Genomic DNA, 18,510 nt, shown 5'->3' with positions numbered 1-18,510 from the left:
TTTCTTTCAATAAATTATCATATTTGTAAAAAAAATAGAATAACAACAAAGTATAATATGTCGGGTATTCGATTAAGTAAAGTATTAAAAGACCTTAATATCTCTCTTGACAGAGCAGTAGAATATTTACATTCTCAAAATGTCGGGATTGAGAAAAACCCTAACGTAAAGTTAGATCAAAAAGCGTATCAGCTCTTAGTTACTGAATTCTCAGAAGATAAAATGAAAAAAGATGCGTCTTTAGATGTGGTCATAAACAAAATTCCGGAAAGAAGAAAGGAAGAGAAGGTGGAGCAACCGGAAATATTTAAGGTTAAAGCCGATGAAATAGCTGCACCTAAAACAATAGGTAAAATAGACCTAGATGCTCATAGAAAGACTAAAAAAGATTTTAGAAAAGAGAAAGAAAAAGAAGAAGAAAAAGTAACTTCCTCTCAAAATGTTGAGCAAAAAGAAGCTAAACCTGTAGAAGAAAAAAAATCGGGTATTAAAATAGTTGGAAAAATATCTCCTGAAGACCTGCAAAGAGCTAAGGAACCTACACATCCGGTTAAAAAACAGAAAGAGAAAAATGCAGAAGAGCAGCCGAAACAGGAAATTAAAGAAGAAAAAAAATCAGAAAAACCACAGGTCGTTTCTTCTCCACCGGTAGTTGAAGAGAATGAAAAAAAATCACAAGACGACGAACCTGAAAAGTTAGAAACCCAATACCAAAAGTTGGACGGACCTAAAATTACAGGTCAAAAGATTGATTTAACACAATTTCAAAAACCTAAAAAAGTCAATAAAGAAAATTCAAATTCTGAGAAAAAGAAAAGAAAAAGAATTGTTAAAGACTCTAAAGTTGATGTAAATGCGGTTGCTAAATCAATAAACAACAACGGAGATAAAAAAGGCGGATCAGGTCAAGGACAAAATAAAAACTTTAAAAAAGGCGGAGGAAACAGACGTCCAAATTCAGGCGGAGGAAACAGAAATGTTCGTCCTGCAGAATTAACGGATGAACAAGTAAAAAATCAAATAAAAGAAACCTTAGAAAAATTAACCTCCAAAGGAGGAAAATCTAAAAGTTCAAAATTCAGAAGAGATAAAAGAATTCAAAGAAGAGAGCAAGAAGCTGAATTACACGAACAAGAAAGAAAAGATAACACCCTAAAAGTAACTGAGTTTATCACTGTTAACGAGTTGGCGAGTCTAATGAATGTTGCAGCAACTGAAATTATTTCTGCATGTTTTTCTTTAGGTGTTATGGTAACCATGAATCAACGGTTAGATGCTGATACCATGGTATTGGTAGCCGATGAGTTTGGTTATAAAATTGAATTTACCGATTCTGAAGTAGATGATTCTGCTATTGAAGAAGAACAAGATAAAGAAGAAGATTTGGTTACAAGAGCTCCAATCGTTACAGTGATGGGACATGTGGACCACGGAAAAACTTCTTTGCTGGATTATATAAGAAATACCAATGTAATTGCCGGTGAATCCGGAGGGATTACACAACATATAGGGGCTTATAATGTTAAGCTTTCCAATGGGCAAAAAATCACATTTTTAGATACACCCGGACACGAAGCCTTTACCGCCATGCGTGCAAGGGGTGCTCAAGTAACCGATTTAGCAATTATCGTAGTTGCAGCAGATGATAATGTGATGCCTCAAACCAAAGAAGCGATCAGTCACGCTCAAGCAGCGGGAGTTCCTATGATATTTGCAATTAATAAAATTGATAAGCCTAATTCCAACCCTGATAAAATCAAGGAAGAATTATCGCAAATGAACTTATTAGTAGAAGATTGGGGAGGTAATATTCAATCCCAAGAAATTTCCGCTAAGTTTGGAACCAATGTTGATATTCTACTTGAAAAAGTATTATTAGAAGCTGAAATATTGGATTTAAAAGCCAATCCTAACCGTTTATCTAATGGAGTGGTTATTGAAGCAGCCTTAGATAAAGGAAGAGGTTATGTATCAACCATATTAGTACAAAATGGGACTTTACGTGTTGGAGACTACATTTTGGCGGGAAAAAATCACGGGAAAGTAAGAGCCATGATGGATGAAAGAGGAAAACCGATGAAAGAAGCCGGTCCATCAGTTCCCGTTACGGTTTTAGGTTTAGATGGAGCGCCAACTGCAGGGGATAAATTTAGGGTATTTGAGGATGAGAAAGAAGCAAAACAAATTGCTAACAAGCGAGAGCAATTAATCAGAGAACAATCCATAAGAACTCAAAAACATATCACCTTAGATGAAATTGGAAGAAGAATTGCCTTAGGTGATTTTAAAGAATTAAACATTATCCTGAAAGGAGATGTAGATGGTTCAGTAGAAGCATTAACAGATTCTTTACAAAAATTATCTAATGATCAGATACAAATCAATATCATCCATAAAGGAGTTGGACAGATTACAGAGTCTGATATCTTATTAGCGGCAGCTTCAGATGCCATATTAATTGGATTTAACATTCGTCCAAACCAAAGTGCCAGAGAATTAGCAGAAAGAGAAGAAATCGAAATTAGAACCTATTCCATTATCTATGACGTAATTAACGATGTTAAAGAAGCTATGGAAGGTATGCTTTCTCCTGAAATCAGAGAACAAATTATTGGAAATGTTGAAATCAGAGAAACCTTTAAAATTTCCAAAGTGGGTACTATTGCCGGATGTATGGTTTTAGATGGAACTATTAACAGAAACTCTAAAATACGTATCATTAGAGAAGGCATAGTAGTATATACCGGTGAGCTTGAAAGCTTAAAAAGATTTAAAGATGATGTAAAAGAAGTAAGCAAAGGATACGAATGTGGATTGAATATTAAGAATTATAATGATATTCAGATAGGAGATTTATTGGAAGTATACGAAGAAGTAGAAGTTAAGAAAAAATTGAAGATTTAAATTTAAAATTAAATTTAACTAATATAAAAGCTGTATGAAAATTTCATACAGCTTTTTTTATTTCCCAACCATCTTATATTATAGTGTTCTTTCAAAGAATTAAGTATAATTTTTTCATTATTTAATATATATGTAATAATTTAACTATATTTATAACAAATAGCTATTATTTTAAGATAATTTAATATTATTTTTGGATATATTAAAAAAATGTTAGAATTTTGTTGTTTAACTAAGTATATATTATTGTATGAGGAAAGAACTTAAAATTTTAAGTGTGCTAGGATTGTGCTTATCCGGTCAATTTGCTTTTGGGCAAATTAAAGGAAATGTACAAGAGGCTGATGGTGAACCTGCCATAGGAGCAAAGGTCGAAATTAAGGGAACGAATACTTTTACAAGAACCGATGATGACGGTAATTTTGAATTATCAGCAGGAAAAGTTGGGGATGTTTTAGTAATTACGAATTTAGAAGAAGAATCTGAAGAAGTAATAGCAAAAGATGATTTAGCATTTAAATTTTCTAAAAAAATCGAGAAAAAAGACGAAAAGGAAATTGAAGAAGTAGTTGTTTTAGGATTCGGTAGAATAAGAGATGCTAAAGATGTGGTAGGAACAGCATCTGTGGTAAAAGGATCTGACATATCAAATGCCCCGATTGCATCATTTGATAAAGCCTTAGCAGGAAGAGTTTCAGGTTTATCAGTAAACTCCTCTACAGGTCAGCCGGGTGGACTTGCACAAATAAGATTGAGAGGAGTTACCTCTGTGAACGGAAATAACAATCCGATTTACATCATTGACGGGGTAAGAATTTCTTCAGGTAATTTAACCAATAACCGTAACAAATCCGAAACAGACCCTTCAACGAATGTTTTAGCAACTATAAATCCCAATGATATAGAATCTTATACGGTCTTAAAAGATGCAGCAGCTACCTCTTTGTATGGTGCTGATGCAGGAGCTGGGGTTATTGTGATAACTACCAAAAAAGGAAAAAACGGGAAAGCTAAATTTTCAGTTGACTTGGAAAGAGGTTTTGGAAAAAAAGCGGTAAAAGGCCCAAAATCAATCACTCCGGGAACATGGAACAGAGTTTTAACAGAAGCGGTTAAAAATAAAAGAAATTTAACAGAACAAGAAGCCATCGATTATATAAACAATGAATTGGCTCCAAAAGAAACCACTTTGCCGTTATGGGATGGTAAAACTGAGGTTCCTGATTGGACTAAACTTGTGGAAAGAGATTATACCTCTCAAAACAGTCTAAATATTGGAGTAACCGGAGGTTCAGATAAATTAAAATATGCTTCGTCTCTTAATTATTTCTCACAAGAAGGTACTGTAAGAAGTACAGACTTTGATAGAGTAAGTGGGAGATTAGCAACTGATTATAAAGCTACAGATCAATTAACCATCCGTACAGATATCAATGCGGCTTATACCAAACAAAATAGTGTTTTAAACGGAGGATATTTTTCAAATCCATTATTAACTAAATACTTTATGCTGCCAACTGACCCTGCTAAAAATCCGGATGGAAGTTACAATTTAGGAGAAGGCGGAAGAATGTTTAACGGTATGTTTAATGCCGCGTATTTATTGGAAAATAACTACATAACCACTAAAACAGCCAGAGTTTTTGCTAATATACAAGGTGAGTACAAGATTATTAATAATTTAAGATATGTAATAAATTTTGCACCGGAGTATATAAACATGGAAAGAGATAAATATGATAATCCAATTCATGGAGACGGAGCAAATACAAACGGAAGAATGATTAATGAAAGAGTGCGATATTTTAACTGGAATGTTCAGAATATTTTAAATTACTTTTTCACAGTAGGAGAAAACCATCACTTTGATACACGAATTATACAAGAAGCTTATAAAAAAGACTATAAATACTTAAGCACTTCAAATACTACATTAGGAAGACTGGGGTTATATTCTACAGATAATTTTGTTAAAAATGAAGAAACAACCGGAAATGGCTATATCGCTACTAGAAATGCATATGCAGCGAATGTAAGTTACGATTACAGTAAAAAGTATTTTCTGGATGGAACGATAAGAAGAGAAGCATTAAATAACTTTGGTTCAGGTAATAAATGGGGGACATTCTGGTCTGTAGGAGCGGCTTATGATATTTCCAATGAAAGATTTTTAATCGGATCATCCATTGATTTGTTAAAAATCAAAGCATCATATGGAGAATTAGGAAATCAATTACTATATGACGATTTAAATTCATTTGCACAATATGGATATGATTTAAATTATAATGATGCTGCGGGAGGATATATCTATCAATTAGGATATAAAGATTTCACTTGGGAAAAAATCAGACAGTTTGATGCAGGTTTCGAAACTGAATTTTTTAATCACAGATTGAATTTTTCAGCTTCATACTTTCACAAAAAGACAAAAGATTTAATATTCCCTAAAGGTATATCATTAACCACAGGATTCTCTACCGTATTAGTTAATGCCGGAGATATGGTAAACAAAGGGATTGAATTAGATTTAGGGGGAACAATAATCAAATCAGATACCCCTGACGGGTTCAACTGGTATCTATCCGGTAATTTCACTTACGTAAAAAATGAAGTAACAAATCTTCCGTTAGGTGAATCTATTACAGGGGTAAATATTGTTAGAAAAGGAGAAGCCGTAAAAAGTTGGTATATGAGGAAATGGGCGGGAGTTAACCCTACTACAGGAGAAGGACAATGGTATGTAAATGGAAAAGGAGGAGAAGTAACTACCGATTATAATAAAGCAGAAAGAGCCGTTCAAGGAACTACACTTCCAAAATACATGGCAGGGATTTCAACAGATCTATCTTATAAAAGAATATCTTTATCTGCAACCTTCAGTGGTAATTTCGGACATAAAATATATGATGGATGGAGAAATTACACTACGAGTGACGGACAATATATACATATATATGGAGGATATGAAGAACAAGGCGATTTCTGGACGCCGGATAATCCTCATGCTTCAAATCCAAAACCAATACTTACCAATTCTTCAAAATCCAACTATTCATCAACCAGATTTTTATATGATGGCGATTTCATCAGATTAAGAGACTTAACCATCGGATATACTTTTTCAAAATCAGTATTGGATGATATAGGATTAACTAACCTTAAAATATATCTACGAGGAACCAATATTTGGACCTATTGTTTTGACAGTAAAGTAAGGCATCTGAAAATAGAACCTGAACAAAATGTCAATGGAGGAGGAAGTAACTTTGAACAACCTATATTAAAAACATTTACTGTTGGAGTTAATGTTGGATTTTAAAAATTAAGAAGATAACCATGAAAAAGATTATATTATTAGCAACTGTTTTATCATCATTAATTTCAACCGTATCATGCTCAGATGATTTTACAGACCCACAATTGCAACAAACCGATGTAATAGATGAAACGCCCATTACTACTTTGGGTCAGCTGGAAACATTTATGAACGGAACTTATGCCTTAATGAGATCCCAATATTATTACGGATGTAATTATGTAGTTTTCGGAGAAGTTAGAGGAAGTGATGAAATGTTCTCAACAGGTTCTTCCGGAAGATATCAGACAGTTTCTCAATTTACCATGAATGCAACCGACAGTTATGCAAGTGAAACATGGAAAAGAATCTATCGAGTAATATCCAATGCAAATATTGTCATAAACGCAACTATAACAGATGGAACTTCGGAAGAAAAAATTGACGAAATTAAATCACAAGCCTATGCAATCCGAGCTTGGGCATATTTCGATCTCATAAAATTGTTTGGACAAAAATATACACAAGATAAAAATTTAGGTGTTCCCTTAATTTTAGACAATACAACCAATCCGGCAACATTCGCTGTATCAAGAGCAACCTTAGATGAATGTTATGCTCAAATCGAATCTGATTTTCAACAAGCCTATGAAAAATCAGTATATAACATTGATGTTAAACAAAAATTAACTAAAGGAGCGATAGCCGGATTAATGTCGAGATACTATTTATACAAAGAAGACTATACTAATGTATATAAATATGCCGGTGAAGTTACGGCTCAATATGCACCTATTGACAAAGGTTTATATGTAACCAGTTGGAGAATAGAAGGGCTTAACTCAATATTTGAATTAGCTTATGGCGTTGCAGGGGCTATTGGTACTTCAAGTGTAGGTTATATTTTTTCATCAGAAGGATATGCCAATACCCGATTAAACCCAAGTTTAGTTGCAGCATACGACCCTGAAGATATCAGAGCTAAAATCAAAAAAGATAGTAAAGACAAAACCGGAATGTTGCGTCAAAATTCTTCCAAAAATGCAACCTATATTGAAGGTAAATATCCGTTATTAACAGGAGAATCCAATCAAAAGTTAGTAAGATATGAAGAAATAGCCTTAAATCAGGCAGAAGCCATATTAATGGGAGGAGGAGGTTCTACTGCTGAAGCCTTAGAATTAGTAAACGGCATTAGAGCCCAAAGAGGAATTACTCCATTAACAACAATAACCATGGATGATGTAAAAGAAGAGAGAAGAAAAGAATTAGTAGGAGAAGGATTCAGGGTTTGGGATTTGTTAAGATGGAATAAAACCTTAACAAGAATAGACTTAACAGGAGAACAAGATATTACTTTCCCTGTTGGAGACTTCAGATTAGCTTTTCCGATACCGCAATCCGAAATTGATAATAATGCAGGAATGAACAAAGATCAACAAAATAAAGGGTATTAATAGATTATATACACAAAAAACCACCTTATTTAAGGTGGTTTTTTTATAAATAGCTTTTTATTAAACACTAAAATAATTTTAAATACAGAACGTAAATAATGATATTCGGCATTATTTTAACAGATATTAAGAATAATATAACATATAGAATAAACAGTCGGTTTTTTTGCCGTTTTTTTATTTTTATATTTGCATATTGTTTACATACATGAGTAGAATTAGAATATTTTTTATCTGTTTATTTTCAAGCATAGTTTCAATATTTTCTTTTGCTCAGGTTTCAGAAGGGAAAACAAACGAAATGCCTGTAACAAACAGTAAAACTATCTCTTCTGATTCAATTAAAATTTATAACCCAACCATACAATCCTATAAATATTGGACGGAAGACCATGCGAAAAAAATCTTTGATACCGTTTTAACTATAGATAAATACTATAGCAATAAAATGTACAATCACAAAGATAGTTTTGGCGCCATGCCGTTTTCCAATATTGGACATACTTTTAATCCTTTATTATTTTCAACTAAAATTAACTCGGGAATAGATTTAATTCCTACGGGAAAATCTTTTAACCTAATAGAAGCAGATGAAGTAAGATATTTTGATGTTCAGACCCCGATGACCGAATTCCAATACAACAATGGATATAAACAAGGCCATTCATTATCAAGTTTATTTACACATAATATCAATTCAAGACTAAATTATTCCATACAATACAGAGGATTACGTTCAGAAGGAAAATATTTAGAACAATTAGCTTCCAATAATTCACTTTTATTCACACTTGCTTATCATACCAAAAATCAAAAATATAATTTGTGGACTCACTATATAACAGCTAATGTAGACGATGAAGAAAACGGAGGAATTCAATTTCCAAAAAATTTCGAAGATGGAGACAGCCGATTTAAAGATCGGGACCGAATGGAAGTAAACCTTACAGGAGCGCAATCAAAATATGGAAGAAGAAGATTTTATGTCGGTCAACAATTAGGAATTCTTAATTCGGGACATAACACCTATCCGTTATCTATAAAAAATATTTTTTCGGCAGAATCTTCCCACTTTACCTATGAAGAATTTAAAAATCTAAATACCTATTTTTCAGATAAACAAGGTATTTTTGATGTAGACAATTTGAAAAGTCATTACAATACAAAAAAACTTAGAAAGATTACCAATCAATCCATGGCAGTTTTTGATTGGAGCGATAAATTACATTTGGAAACAGGACTTAAATATGAACATTTAGAATTTAATTTTGACCGAATAGTTGATCCAAGTATTTCCTTTCCCAAAAATCTCAAAGACAATCGAGTGGGAATAGCCGGAAAGCTTGCATTTAACTGGAAGAAAGAAATTGTTTTAAAATCACAAGGAGAGGCAATGACGGGAGATGAATTTAAAAATTCGTATTACTTAGACAATCATTTAATAGTCAGTCCTTTAAAAGATTATTATTTAGAAGCTAATGTAGGAGTTAAATCTCAGATACCGTCATTAAACTTGCTGTATAATCAAAGTTTTTATAAATCCATGAATTATTTTATGGATGACCCTAAAAAAGAAAGAACAGTTCAAGCGGGAGGAGAATTACATACAAAACCTTATAATACAAGAGTTTTTACACAATTTTATAATATAAAAAATTATACCTATTTAGATAGTGATTATCTTCCTAAACAAGCCGGTTCTTCGGTTGATATAGTACAAGTAGGTTTGAAAAACAGTTTTCAATATAAAAAATTCCATTTGGAAACTAATTTAGCATATCAAAATGTTACCAGTAATAAACAACTCTTACCCTTGCCGGATTTCATTGGTAGAGCTACCATTTATTACCAATCAAAAGCATTTAAAAATAATGCAGAATTCCAATTAGGATTAAATGCTTATTACTTTAATAAATTCCAATCCAGACTCTTTTTACCGGTAACCAACGAGTTTAGATTACAATCAAAAACAGAAAATTATAATATCGGAGAATATCCCGTATTAGATTTATTTCTGCATTTTAAAGTCAAAAGAATGTTGATTATACTGGAAGGGCAACATTTCAACTCCAGTTTTAGTGGTTACAAATTCTACAGTTCACCACTCAATCCATATACAGATTTTCGTTTAAATATAGGAATACTCTGGTATATATTCACCTAAAAACCATGAATAAAAATCTTACAATTCCTTTTTTATAAGCGAAATTTTTCATAAATTAGAGTTTACTATTACGTATAAAAAATTAAATTATGAATACTCCTCTTTTTGAAATCGATTTAAAAGTACGAGATTATGAATGTGATGCACAAGGCATCGTGAACAATGCAAATTATCAACACTATTATGAAGTAGGCCGTCATGAATTTCTAGAACATAATGGGCTAGATTTCTATGATTTACACCAAAAAGGAATCGATTTAGTATTAATAAGCATTCATGTACGCTATATGAGTTCACTAAAAGGAGGAGAAAAATTTTTATGTACCATAGATTCATTGGAAAAAGAAGGAATCCGTTATATATTTAATCAAAAAATTATACGCAAGTCCGACAACAAAGTATGTTCTGAAGCAAAAGCAGAAGTAGTAAGTGTAGTCAATGGACGTGTAAGTATGCCGGCGCTATTAGATGAATCATTTGCTAAATACCTTCAAAAATAAACAGAATAAACTCTCATAATTTGAGTATTTTACAAAAATTTAAAAGTAACGGTAAATTACTTTTAACCGGAGAATATACGGTACTGGATGGTGCCGTAAGTTTAGCCGTACCCACTCGATTAGGACAATCTCTTCAAATACACCAAACTCAAGAATTTTCTAATAAATTGGTATGGACTGCCTATAAAAGTGATGGAAAATTATGGTTTAAAACCGTTTTAGATATTAACAGCAATAAAATCGATGAAACGACGAATTTAAATTTTTCAAAACAATTACTCCATATTTTCCAAGAAGTACAAAAATTAGGAAGCACGAAATTTGAAAATAAAGTTGGATACGAATGTATAACTCGGTTGGACTTTCCCGAAAATTGGGGCTTGGGAACCAGTTCAACCTTAATCAATAATGTAGCACAATGGACAAAAGTAAATCCCTATAAATTATTAGAAAAAACTTTTGGAGGAAGCGGTTATGATATAGCCTGTGCCGAAGCCCATACGCCTATTACCTATCAACTAAAAGAAAATGAAGTAAAGAAAATTGAAAAGGTAGAAATATCTTCCGCAATAACGGAAAATCTTTTATTTATTTATTTGAATCAAAAACAAAATTCAAGAGAAGGAATACAGCATTATAAACAAAAAACGAAGTCGGAACATCTCATAGATGCCATTTCAAATATAACCCGAGAAATTATTGACCCAAAAATTACCTTTAATCAATTTAGGATTCTTATTTCAGAACATGAACAATTGATTTCAGAGTTTATCAATATAGATACAGTAAAAAAAGTTTTATTCAGTGATTATCCGGGGTTTGTTAAGAGTCTGGGAGCTTGGGGAGGAGATTTTATTATGGCTGAAAAATTAGAATGTTCGGAAACCTATTTCAAAAACAAAGGATATGAAGTAATCAAAAATTACAAGGATCTTATACTATAGCATTTAAAATTTCAGTATTTCATGATATTTACTTACACTTAATTGAAAGAAATGGAAAATTTATAGCTGAGAATTATTTGGATGCTTAATGGTTTGATATATAATTGCTTAGGTTGGTAGTTGGTAAGGATATATAATTTAGAGTTTTGAAAAAATTGATACTTATATTTTTTATGAATATCTTTACATAACCAAAAGTTTAAACCCAAAACGATGTTAAAAATAGGGGATAAGATTCCTGATTTTGAAGGACTTGACCAAGAAGGAAAAATAATTAAATATTCAGATTTTAAAGGAAAAAAACTTATCATATATTTTTATCCCAAAGCAAATACTCCGGGTTGTTCAGCTGAAGGATGTAATCTTAGAGATAATTATGCAACTCTTCAAAAAGAAGGCTATCAAATCATAGGAATAAGTAAAGATTCAGTAGATAAACAAAAATCATTTCATGATAAATATTCATTTCCTTTTCCGCTTATAGCAGACGTTGATAAAAAAATAATAGAATCATTTGGAGCATGGGGTAAGAAAAAATTTATGGGAAAAGAATATGAAGGCATCTTACGATATACCTATATAGTTGATGAAAATGGAATAATTAAAAATATTATTACCAAAGTAAAAACAAAGAATCATGCAGAACAAATCCTTAAAACTATGAATCTTTAAGATAAACATTAGTTAACTTAGATATTTCGTAAACGACGAATATTTTAAAGGATTAAAAACAATTGAAAAATTAAATATATATAAAAAGTAAAACAAATAATGGCAGAAAAAGAAAGCAAAGACGCAAACAATTCAGAAGCAAAGAAGAAGGCGTTGAATCTAATTTTAGACAAATTAGACAAGACCTATGGTAAAGGATCAGTCATGCGAATGGGAGATAAGCCTGTTGAAGAAGTAGACACAATTCCTACCGGATCTTTCGGTTTGGATTTGGCTTTAGGGGTCGGAGGTTATCCACGAGGAAGAATTATTGAAATATTTGGTCCGGAATCATCGGGTAAAACAACACTTACGTTACACGCAATAGCAGAAGCTCAGAAAAAAGGAGGAATAGCAGCCTTCATTGATGCAGAACACGCATTCGATCCAACCTATGCTCAACGTCTGGGAATCAATTTGGACGATCTGATTATTTCTCAGCCGGACGATGGAGAACAAGCATTGGAAATCGCCGATAATCTGATTCGATCAGGTGCTATTGACATTGTAGTTATCGATTCAGTAGCAGCATTAACTCCTCGAGCAGAAATAGAAGGAGAAATGGGAGATTCTAAAATGGGTCTTCATGCACGACTAATGTCTCAGGCTCTTAGAAAACTAACCGCTACCATTAGTAAAACTAAATGTACCGTAATATTTATCAATCAGCTTAGAGAAAAAATTGGAGTAATGTTTGGAAACCCGGAAACAACTACCGGAGGAAATGCATTAAAATTCTATGCTTCAGTACGAATTGATATACGTAAATCAGGCTCACCGATCAAGGATGGTGATAATGCAATAGGAAGCAGAGTGAAAGTGAAAGTCGTTAAGAATAAAGTAGCTCCACCGTTCCGTCAAACAGAATTCGATATTATGTACGGAGAAGGAATTTCCAAAGTAGGAGAAGTCCTGGATTTAGGAGTTGAAATGGGAATTGTCGGAAAATCCGGATCTTGGTTCAGCTATCAAGATACGAAGCTTGGACAAGGAAGAGATTCTGTTAAGCAGTTATTAAAAGATAATCCGGAACTATTAGAGGAAATTGAAACCCGCATTAAAGAAAAATTGGCGGAACAATAATATGTAAAATAGTTATTAATTATAACACTCATAAAAAAACGATGAATTTCTTGAAATTCATCGTTTTATTTTTTATAAGAAATAAATATTTTTAAAAATTAGAAATTTTAAATCCGAAAGCACTTACAAATCTTATCAAAAAGGATATTAGAATTTCTTAATTAAATAAAAATACCATACAATACGCGTAAATTTAATTTAATTAATTCCAATTAAAAGATTTTTAATCTTAAATCCATTCATTAATATGCTCTCCGGTTCCCATTTTAATACTCTTAGCAGAAATAGTAAAAGTTTCCGTTAGAGGAGATTTACCGTAAGAATCAAAATTTTCTTTATATTTCACAACATATCCATCAAAAAAATATAATTCTTTTAAAGTAGAATTGTTGTCTCTTTTAATGAATACTATTTTACCATCTTTTCTTTCAAAGCTATTTGTCATCCACTCAAAAATGTCAGTTTCACCGGTAGATTCAATTGAAACTTCAATCCTTCCCCCTCTGGTTTGAGAAGACGGTCGACCGGTTGGATCTGTTTCTTGAGCTAAAGAGTAATTAATATTCAAAACATTATATGATTTCCCTTCTACTTCTAATTTCGCTTTAAATGACATAGTGATTGTTTTACGATTATCTTAATAAAATTGTGTTAATTGAATTTATAACGCAAATATAGTACATGAAAGTTGTCTTATTTTTAAATTAATGTTAAATTAATTGTAAAATATAAAAATATTAATATATCTTATTTTCAGTTAAAAACTCCGATAGATATTAATTTTTCAAAAATCAATTGATAATATCGAATCTTCCTATGCGTTTTAAGGTATAAAATACTAGATAATTTATGTTTATAATTTATTAATATTAAATTATAATGCAATTTATGCAATAATTTATATTTATAATTATTACTTTTATAACTTAAAAAATTCTGAGTAAAAATTATGTGGAAAAGTGAATACTGTAAAAAAGGATTATATGATCCGGAATTTGAGCATGACGCGTGTGGAGTAGGTATGATAGTCCACACCAAAGGTGTCAGATCCCATTCAATTGTTGAAAACGGACTTCAAGTTTTAGAAAATATGACCCACAGAGGAGCTGAAAGCGCCGATAATAAAACCGGAGATGGAGCCGGAATTATGGTGCAAATACCTCATGAATTTGTTCTTCTTCAAGGAATAGCAGTTCCGGAAAAGGGCAGATATGGGAGCGGGTTGTTATTTTTTCCTAAAGAAAAAGAAGAAGAAAAAAAGGCATTTGAATTACTGTCCGAATTAATCAAAAAAGAAGGATTAAGTTTTTTAGCCTTGAGGGATGTACCTGTTAATAGTGATATACTTGGAGAAATATCAATGGCAAATGAGCCGATTATAAAGCAGATATTCATAAAAGGAGAAGAATATTCACAAGAAGTATTAGAATTAAAACTGTATTTACTTAGAAAAAAATTTGAAAAAGCACTATTAGAATCAGATATAAAAAATAAGCGCGGATGCTACATAGTAAGTTTGTCAACCAAAACCATTGTATATAAAGGAATGTTGACATCTTTACAACTAAGACATTATTTTCCTGATTTATTACATCCTAATTTTACCAGCGCCATTGCTTTGGTTCATTCAAGATTCAGTACCAATACTTTTCCAACCTGGGACTTAGCTCAGCCTTTTCGTTTAGTCGGGCATAACGGAGAAATCAACACCATTAAAGGAAACAGGTTATGGATGGAAGCACGTGAAAGCGTTTTAAAATCAGAAAAAATAGGAAATATAGAAGATATATGGCCGATTGTGCAGCAGGGTATGAGCGACAGTTCATCTTTTGATAATGTATTAGAATTTTTAGTAATGTCGGGCAAGTCATTGCCTCATGCATTGGCCATGATGGTTCCGGAATCATGGAATGATAAAAACCCGATCTCATCCGAACTGAAAGCCTTCTATGAATACCACAGCATTCTTATGGAACCGTGGGATGGACCGGCGACCATTTTATTCAGTGACGGGCGGTATGCCGGGGGATTGTTGGATAGAAATGGATTACGTCCCGCACGATATCTCATTACCCATCATGATATGATGGTAGTAGCTTCGGAAACAGGAGTAGTTACCTTTGATCCTTCAGAAATCAGGGAAAAAGGAAGATTAAAACCGGGAAAAATGGTATTAATTGATACTGTAAATGGTACTGTTCAGTATGATAAAGAATTAAAAGAAGAATTGGCAAATGCTTATCCGTATAAACAATGGTTAGATAAAAACAGAATTTCTTTAGATGATATATCTTCGGGAAGAAGCGTGAAATATAAAGTTCCGAATTTGGATGTCATGTTATCAGCATATGGATATTATCGTGAAGATATAGAGAAACTCTTAATTCCGATGGCTATAGACGGTAAAGAACCGGTGGGCTCTATGGGAAACGATACCCCTTTGGCCATATTATCCAAAGAACCCAATCGTTTATTTTCCTATTTCAGGCAACATTTTGCGCAGGTAACCAATCCACCCATTGATCCCATAAGAGAAGAATTAGTAATGTCCCTAGCCGGATACATAGGTTCTTTACATAAAAATATATTAGAGCCTATGCCCGAACACTGTAAAATGGTCGGACTGGCCTATCCCATTATAACCAATAAAGAATTGGATCTGCTCGAAAATTTAGATTATAAAGGATTTAAATCGACAGTGATTCCTATAACCTTTATGTATCAACCGGATGAATATGCTTACGGTTTGAGAAAAGGTATTGAAGAACTTTGTAAAACTGCGGAAGAAGCAGTGGACAAAGGAAGCAATTATATTATTTTAAGTGATAGAAAAGCTGACCTGGACCATATCGCTATTCCCTCATTATTAGCAGTTTCTTCTGTCCATCATTATTTGATCAAAAAGAGAAAACGTATGCAAATTGATTTGGTGGTAGAATCAGCAGAACCGAGAGAGGTTATGCATTTTGCCTTATTATTTGGATACGGAGCCAATGCAGTAAATCCATACCTGTCATTTGCCATGTTGAATGATTTGGTTGAAAAAGGAGAAATACAAATGGTATTTTCAACAGCGGAAAGAAATTACATGAAATCCATACATAAAGGATTATTGAAAGTTCTTTCAAAAATGGGAATATCTACCCTTAAAAGTTATATAGGAGCTCAAGTATTTGAGGCGATCGGAATAAGTTCAAAAGTATTATCCGATTATTTTGGTCACACCATTTCAAAAATAGAAGGTATAGATTTAGAAGACATAGCATACGATACCATCCAATCGTTTAAAGAAGCATTCGAAGGGGTACATGATTCAACCATATACGACAATTTAGGAATGTATGCATGGAGAAAAGGAAGAGAAGCCCATGCTTGGAATCCGGAAACCATCGCAAAACTTCAGATTGCCACACGAACCGGAGATTACAATAAATTTAAAGAATTTACACAAGAAGTAGATAACAAAGAAGATAAAATATTTATAAGAGATTTTATCGATTATACTTCCCAACCCATTGATATAGATTTAGTCGAGCCTGCATCAGAAATTATGAAGCGTTTTGTTACAGGTGCTATGTCGTTCGGATCAATCAGTAAAGAAGCACATGAAGCCATAGCGGTTGCTATGAATACAATTGGGGGAAAAAGTAATACAGGAGAAGGAGGAGAACTAAAAGAACGTTTTTCAACTAATGCTAGATCAGCGATCAAACAAGTAGCTTCTGGAAGATTTGGAGTTACAACGGAATATTTAGTAAATGCAGATGAAATTCAAATTAAAGTAGCTCAAGGAGCAAAGCCGGGAGAAGGAGGACAATTGCCCGGATTTAAAGTTGATACAATTATAGCCAAAACAAGACATTCCATACCCGGTATTTCATTGATTTCCCCTCCACCTCATCACGATATATATTCTATTGAAGATTTGGCACAATTAATCTATGATTTAAAAAATGTAAATCCGAAAGCTATAATTAGCGTAAAATTGGTTTCAGAAAGTGGTGTAGGAACCATAGCTGCCGGTGTGGCAAAAGCAAAGGCAGATTTAATTTTAATCAGCGGGTGCGACGGAGGAACGGGTGCCAGTCCGTTAAGCTCTATTAAACATGCCGGATTACCGCTGGAAATCGGATTAGCTGAAACCCAACAAACATTGGTGTTAAATAATCTTAGAGGTAACATTCGCCTTCAAACAGACGGACAATTAAAAACAGGCAGGGATATTGTCATAGCCGCAATGCTGGGAGCCGAAGAATTTGGTTTTGCAACCAGTGCTTTGATTATTTTGGGTTGCGTTATGATGAGAAAATGTCATTTGAATACTTGTCCGGTAGGAGTAGCAACCCAAAATGAGCAATTAAGGGGAAAATTTAGCGGCAAAAGTGATTATCTTATAAATTTCTTTACTTTCTTAGCAGAAGAAGTACGAGAACATTTAGCCTCACTGGGATTTACCAAATTAGACGATATTGTGGGAAGAACAGATCTGTTAAAGTCCAAATCCTCTCTTCAAAATCCTAGATTTGAAAAATTAGATTTAAGCAGAATATTATATTATCCCGAAAAAAATAAAAATTCTTTAAAACACAATAAACTTCAAGATCATAAAATAGATAAAGTTTTAGATAGAGAATTAATAAACACTTGTCGCAATGCCATAGATCAATCCATGCCCGTATCATTGAAACGTACGATTCAAAATACGGATAGAGCAGTGGGAGCGATGCTGTCAGGAGAAGTGGCAAAAAAATACGGTAACAACGGATTACCGGATAATACCATTCATTGCACATTTAAAGGATCGGCAGGTCAAAGTTTCGCAGCTTTTTTATCCAAAGGAATCACTTTTACATTAAAAGGGGATGCAAATGACTATTTGGGAAAAGGATTGTCAGGCGGTAAGATTGTTTTGTTGCCTCCCGATTCATCTAACTTTATGCCTGAAAACAACATTATAGCGGGAAATACACTTTTATATGGTGCGACCTCAGGCGAAGTATATATTAACGGTCAGGTAGGAGAGCGTTTTTGTGTAAGAAATAGTGGAGCTCTTGCGGTAGTTGAAGGAGCAGGAGATCATTGTTGTGAATATATGACCGGAGGAAGAACGGTAGTGCTGGGTAAAACAGGAAGAAATTTTGCTGCCGGCATGAGTGGCGGTATAGCATATGTATACAATCCAGATGGCGATTTCGATTACTATTGCAATATGGAAATGGTTGAACTTTCCTTAATTGAAGATATTAGCGATATACGTGAATTAAATGATCTTATTAGCAATCATTACAAACACACTTCAAGCCCATTAGCTAAAAGGTTATTGGATAATTGGATAAACGAAGTAAATTCTTTTATTAAAGTTACTCCAATAGAATATAAAAGAGTTTTGCAAGAAGAAAAAATTCGCGCAATAAATGAGAAAATTTCAAAACTAGAATACGATTATTAA

Annotated in this window: 10 protein-coding genes; 9 read left to right on the top strand and 1 reads right to left on the bottom strand. The window is 33.0% G+C overall.

Annotation, left to right across the window (positions count from 1 at the left end; translation table 11 throughout):
* The first annotated feature begins 57 nt into the window (after positions 1–57).
* The 8 genes from infB (at position 58) to recA (ending at position 13,061) form a co-directional block, all read left to right on the top strand.
* Positions 58–2,904 (top strand): translation initiation factor IF-2, encoded by a 2,847-nt coding sequence (gene infB, locus G8C41_RS08365; RefSeq protein WP_166007227.1) that lies wholly within the window; start codon positions 58–60, stop codon positions 2,902–2,904.
* 250 nt (positions 2,905–3,154) lie between these two features.
* The gene (locus G8C41_RS08360) at positions 3,155–6,226 is read left to right on the top strand and encodes a SusC/RagA family TonB-linked outer membrane protein (protein WP_166007225.1); all 3,072 of its coding nucleotides are present in this window, start codon (positions 3,155–3,157) and stop codon (positions 6,224–6,226) included.
* A gap of 17 nt (positions 6,227–6,243) precedes the next feature.
* Positions 6,244–7,659, top strand: coding sequence for a RagB/SusD family nutrient uptake outer membrane protein (locus G8C41_RS08355; protein ID WP_166007223.1), 1,416 nt, complete (start codon positions 6,244–6,246; stop codon positions 7,657–7,659).
* Between the two features lie 208 nt (positions 7,660–7,867).
* Positions 7,868–9,823: a putative porin gene (locus G8C41_RS08350; protein ID WP_166007221.1), complete on the top strand. Its 1,956-nt coding sequence runs from the start codon at positions 7,868–7,870 to the stop codon at positions 9,821–9,823.
* An 89-nt stretch (positions 9,824–9,912) separates the two neighbouring features.
* Positions 9,913–10,323, top strand: a complete 411-nt coding sequence (locus G8C41_RS08345; protein ID WP_105296340.1) for an acyl-CoA thioesterase — start codon at positions 9,913–9,915, stop codon at positions 10,321–10,323.
* Positions 10,324–10,343: 20 nt separating this feature from the next.
* Positions 10,344–11,267: a GYDIA family GHMP kinase gene (locus tag G8C41_RS08340; protein ID WP_166007219.1), complete on the top strand. Its 924-nt coding sequence runs from the start codon at positions 10,344–10,346 to the stop codon at positions 11,265–11,267.
* Positions 11,268–11,480: 213 nt separating this feature from the next.
* Entirely contained in the window at positions 11,481–11,939 is a 459-nt protein-coding gene (gene bcp / locus G8C41_RS08335; RefSeq protein ID WP_166007217.1) for a thioredoxin-dependent thiol peroxidase, read from the top strand.
* A 99-nt stretch (positions 11,940–12,038) separates the two neighbouring features.
* Positions 12,039–13,061 (top strand): recombinase RecA, encoded by a 1,023-nt coding sequence (recA, locus tag G8C41_RS08330; protein WP_160542507.1) that lies wholly within the window; start codon positions 12,039–12,041, stop codon positions 13,059–13,061.
* Positions 13,062–13,290: 229 nt separating this feature from the next.
* Here recA and tssD read toward each other — a convergent pair whose 3' ends face one another.
* Positions 13,291–13,677 carry a type VI secretion system tube protein TssD gene (gene tssD / locus G8C41_RS08325; protein ID WP_105296336.1) on the bottom strand — a complete coding sequence of 129 codons (387 nt, stop codon included), beginning with the start codon at positions 13,675–13,677 and terminating at the stop codon, positions 13,291–13,293.
* 333 nt (positions 13,678–14,010) lie between these two features.
* Here tssD and gltB point away from each other — a divergent pair, with 333 nt between their 5' ends.
* A complete protein-coding gene (gltB, locus tag G8C41_RS08320) occupies positions 14,011–18,510 on the top strand; it encodes a glutamate synthase large subunit (protein WP_166007215.1) in 4,500 nt (1,499 codons plus the stop codon).

The organism is Apibacter sp. B3706 (genome assembly GCF_011082725.1).
In the GTDB taxonomy this organism is placed as follows: Bacteria; Bacteroidota; Bacteroidia; order Flavobacteriales; family Weeksellaceae; genus Apibacter.
The sequence above is the reverse complement of the archived record's forward strand: the minus strand, read 5'-3'. Positions and strand labels throughout refer to the sequence as shown.

Excerpts from the sequence above, each read along its gene's own strand:
- infB (WP_166007227.1), top strand. The coding sequence starts at position 58 with ATGTCGGGTATTCGATTAAGTAAAGTATTAAAAGACCTTAATATCTCT.
- G8C41_RS08360 (WP_166007225.1), top strand. The coding sequence starts at position 3,155 with ATGAGGAAAGAACTTAAAATTTTAAGTGTGCTAGGATTGTGCTTATCC.
- G8C41_RS08355 (WP_166007223.1), top strand. The coding sequence starts at position 6,244 with ATGAAAAAGATTATATTATTAGCAACTGTTTTATCATCATTAATTTCA.
- G8C41_RS08350 (WP_166007221.1), top strand. The coding sequence starts at position 7,868 with ATGAGTAGAATTAGAATATTTTTTATCTGTTTATTTTCAAGCATAGTT.
- G8C41_RS08345 (WP_105296340.1), top strand. The coding sequence starts at position 9,913 with ATGAATACTCCTCTTTTTGAAATCGATTTAAAAGTACGAGATTATGAA.
- bcp (WP_166007217.1), top strand. The coding sequence starts at position 11,481 with ATGTTAAAAATAGGGGATAAGATTCCTGATTTTGAAGGACTTGACCAA.
- recA (WP_160542507.1), top strand. The coding sequence starts at position 12,039 with ATGGCAGAAAAAGAAAGCAAAGACGCAAACAATTCAGAAGCAAAGAAG.
- tssD (WP_105296336.1), bottom strand. The coding sequence starts at position 13,677 with ATGTCATTTAAAGCGAAATTAGAAGTAGAAGGGAAATCATATAATGTT.
- gltB (WP_166007215.1), top strand. The coding sequence starts at position 14,011 with ATGTGGAAAAGTGAATACTGTAAAAAAGGATTATATGATCCGGAATTT.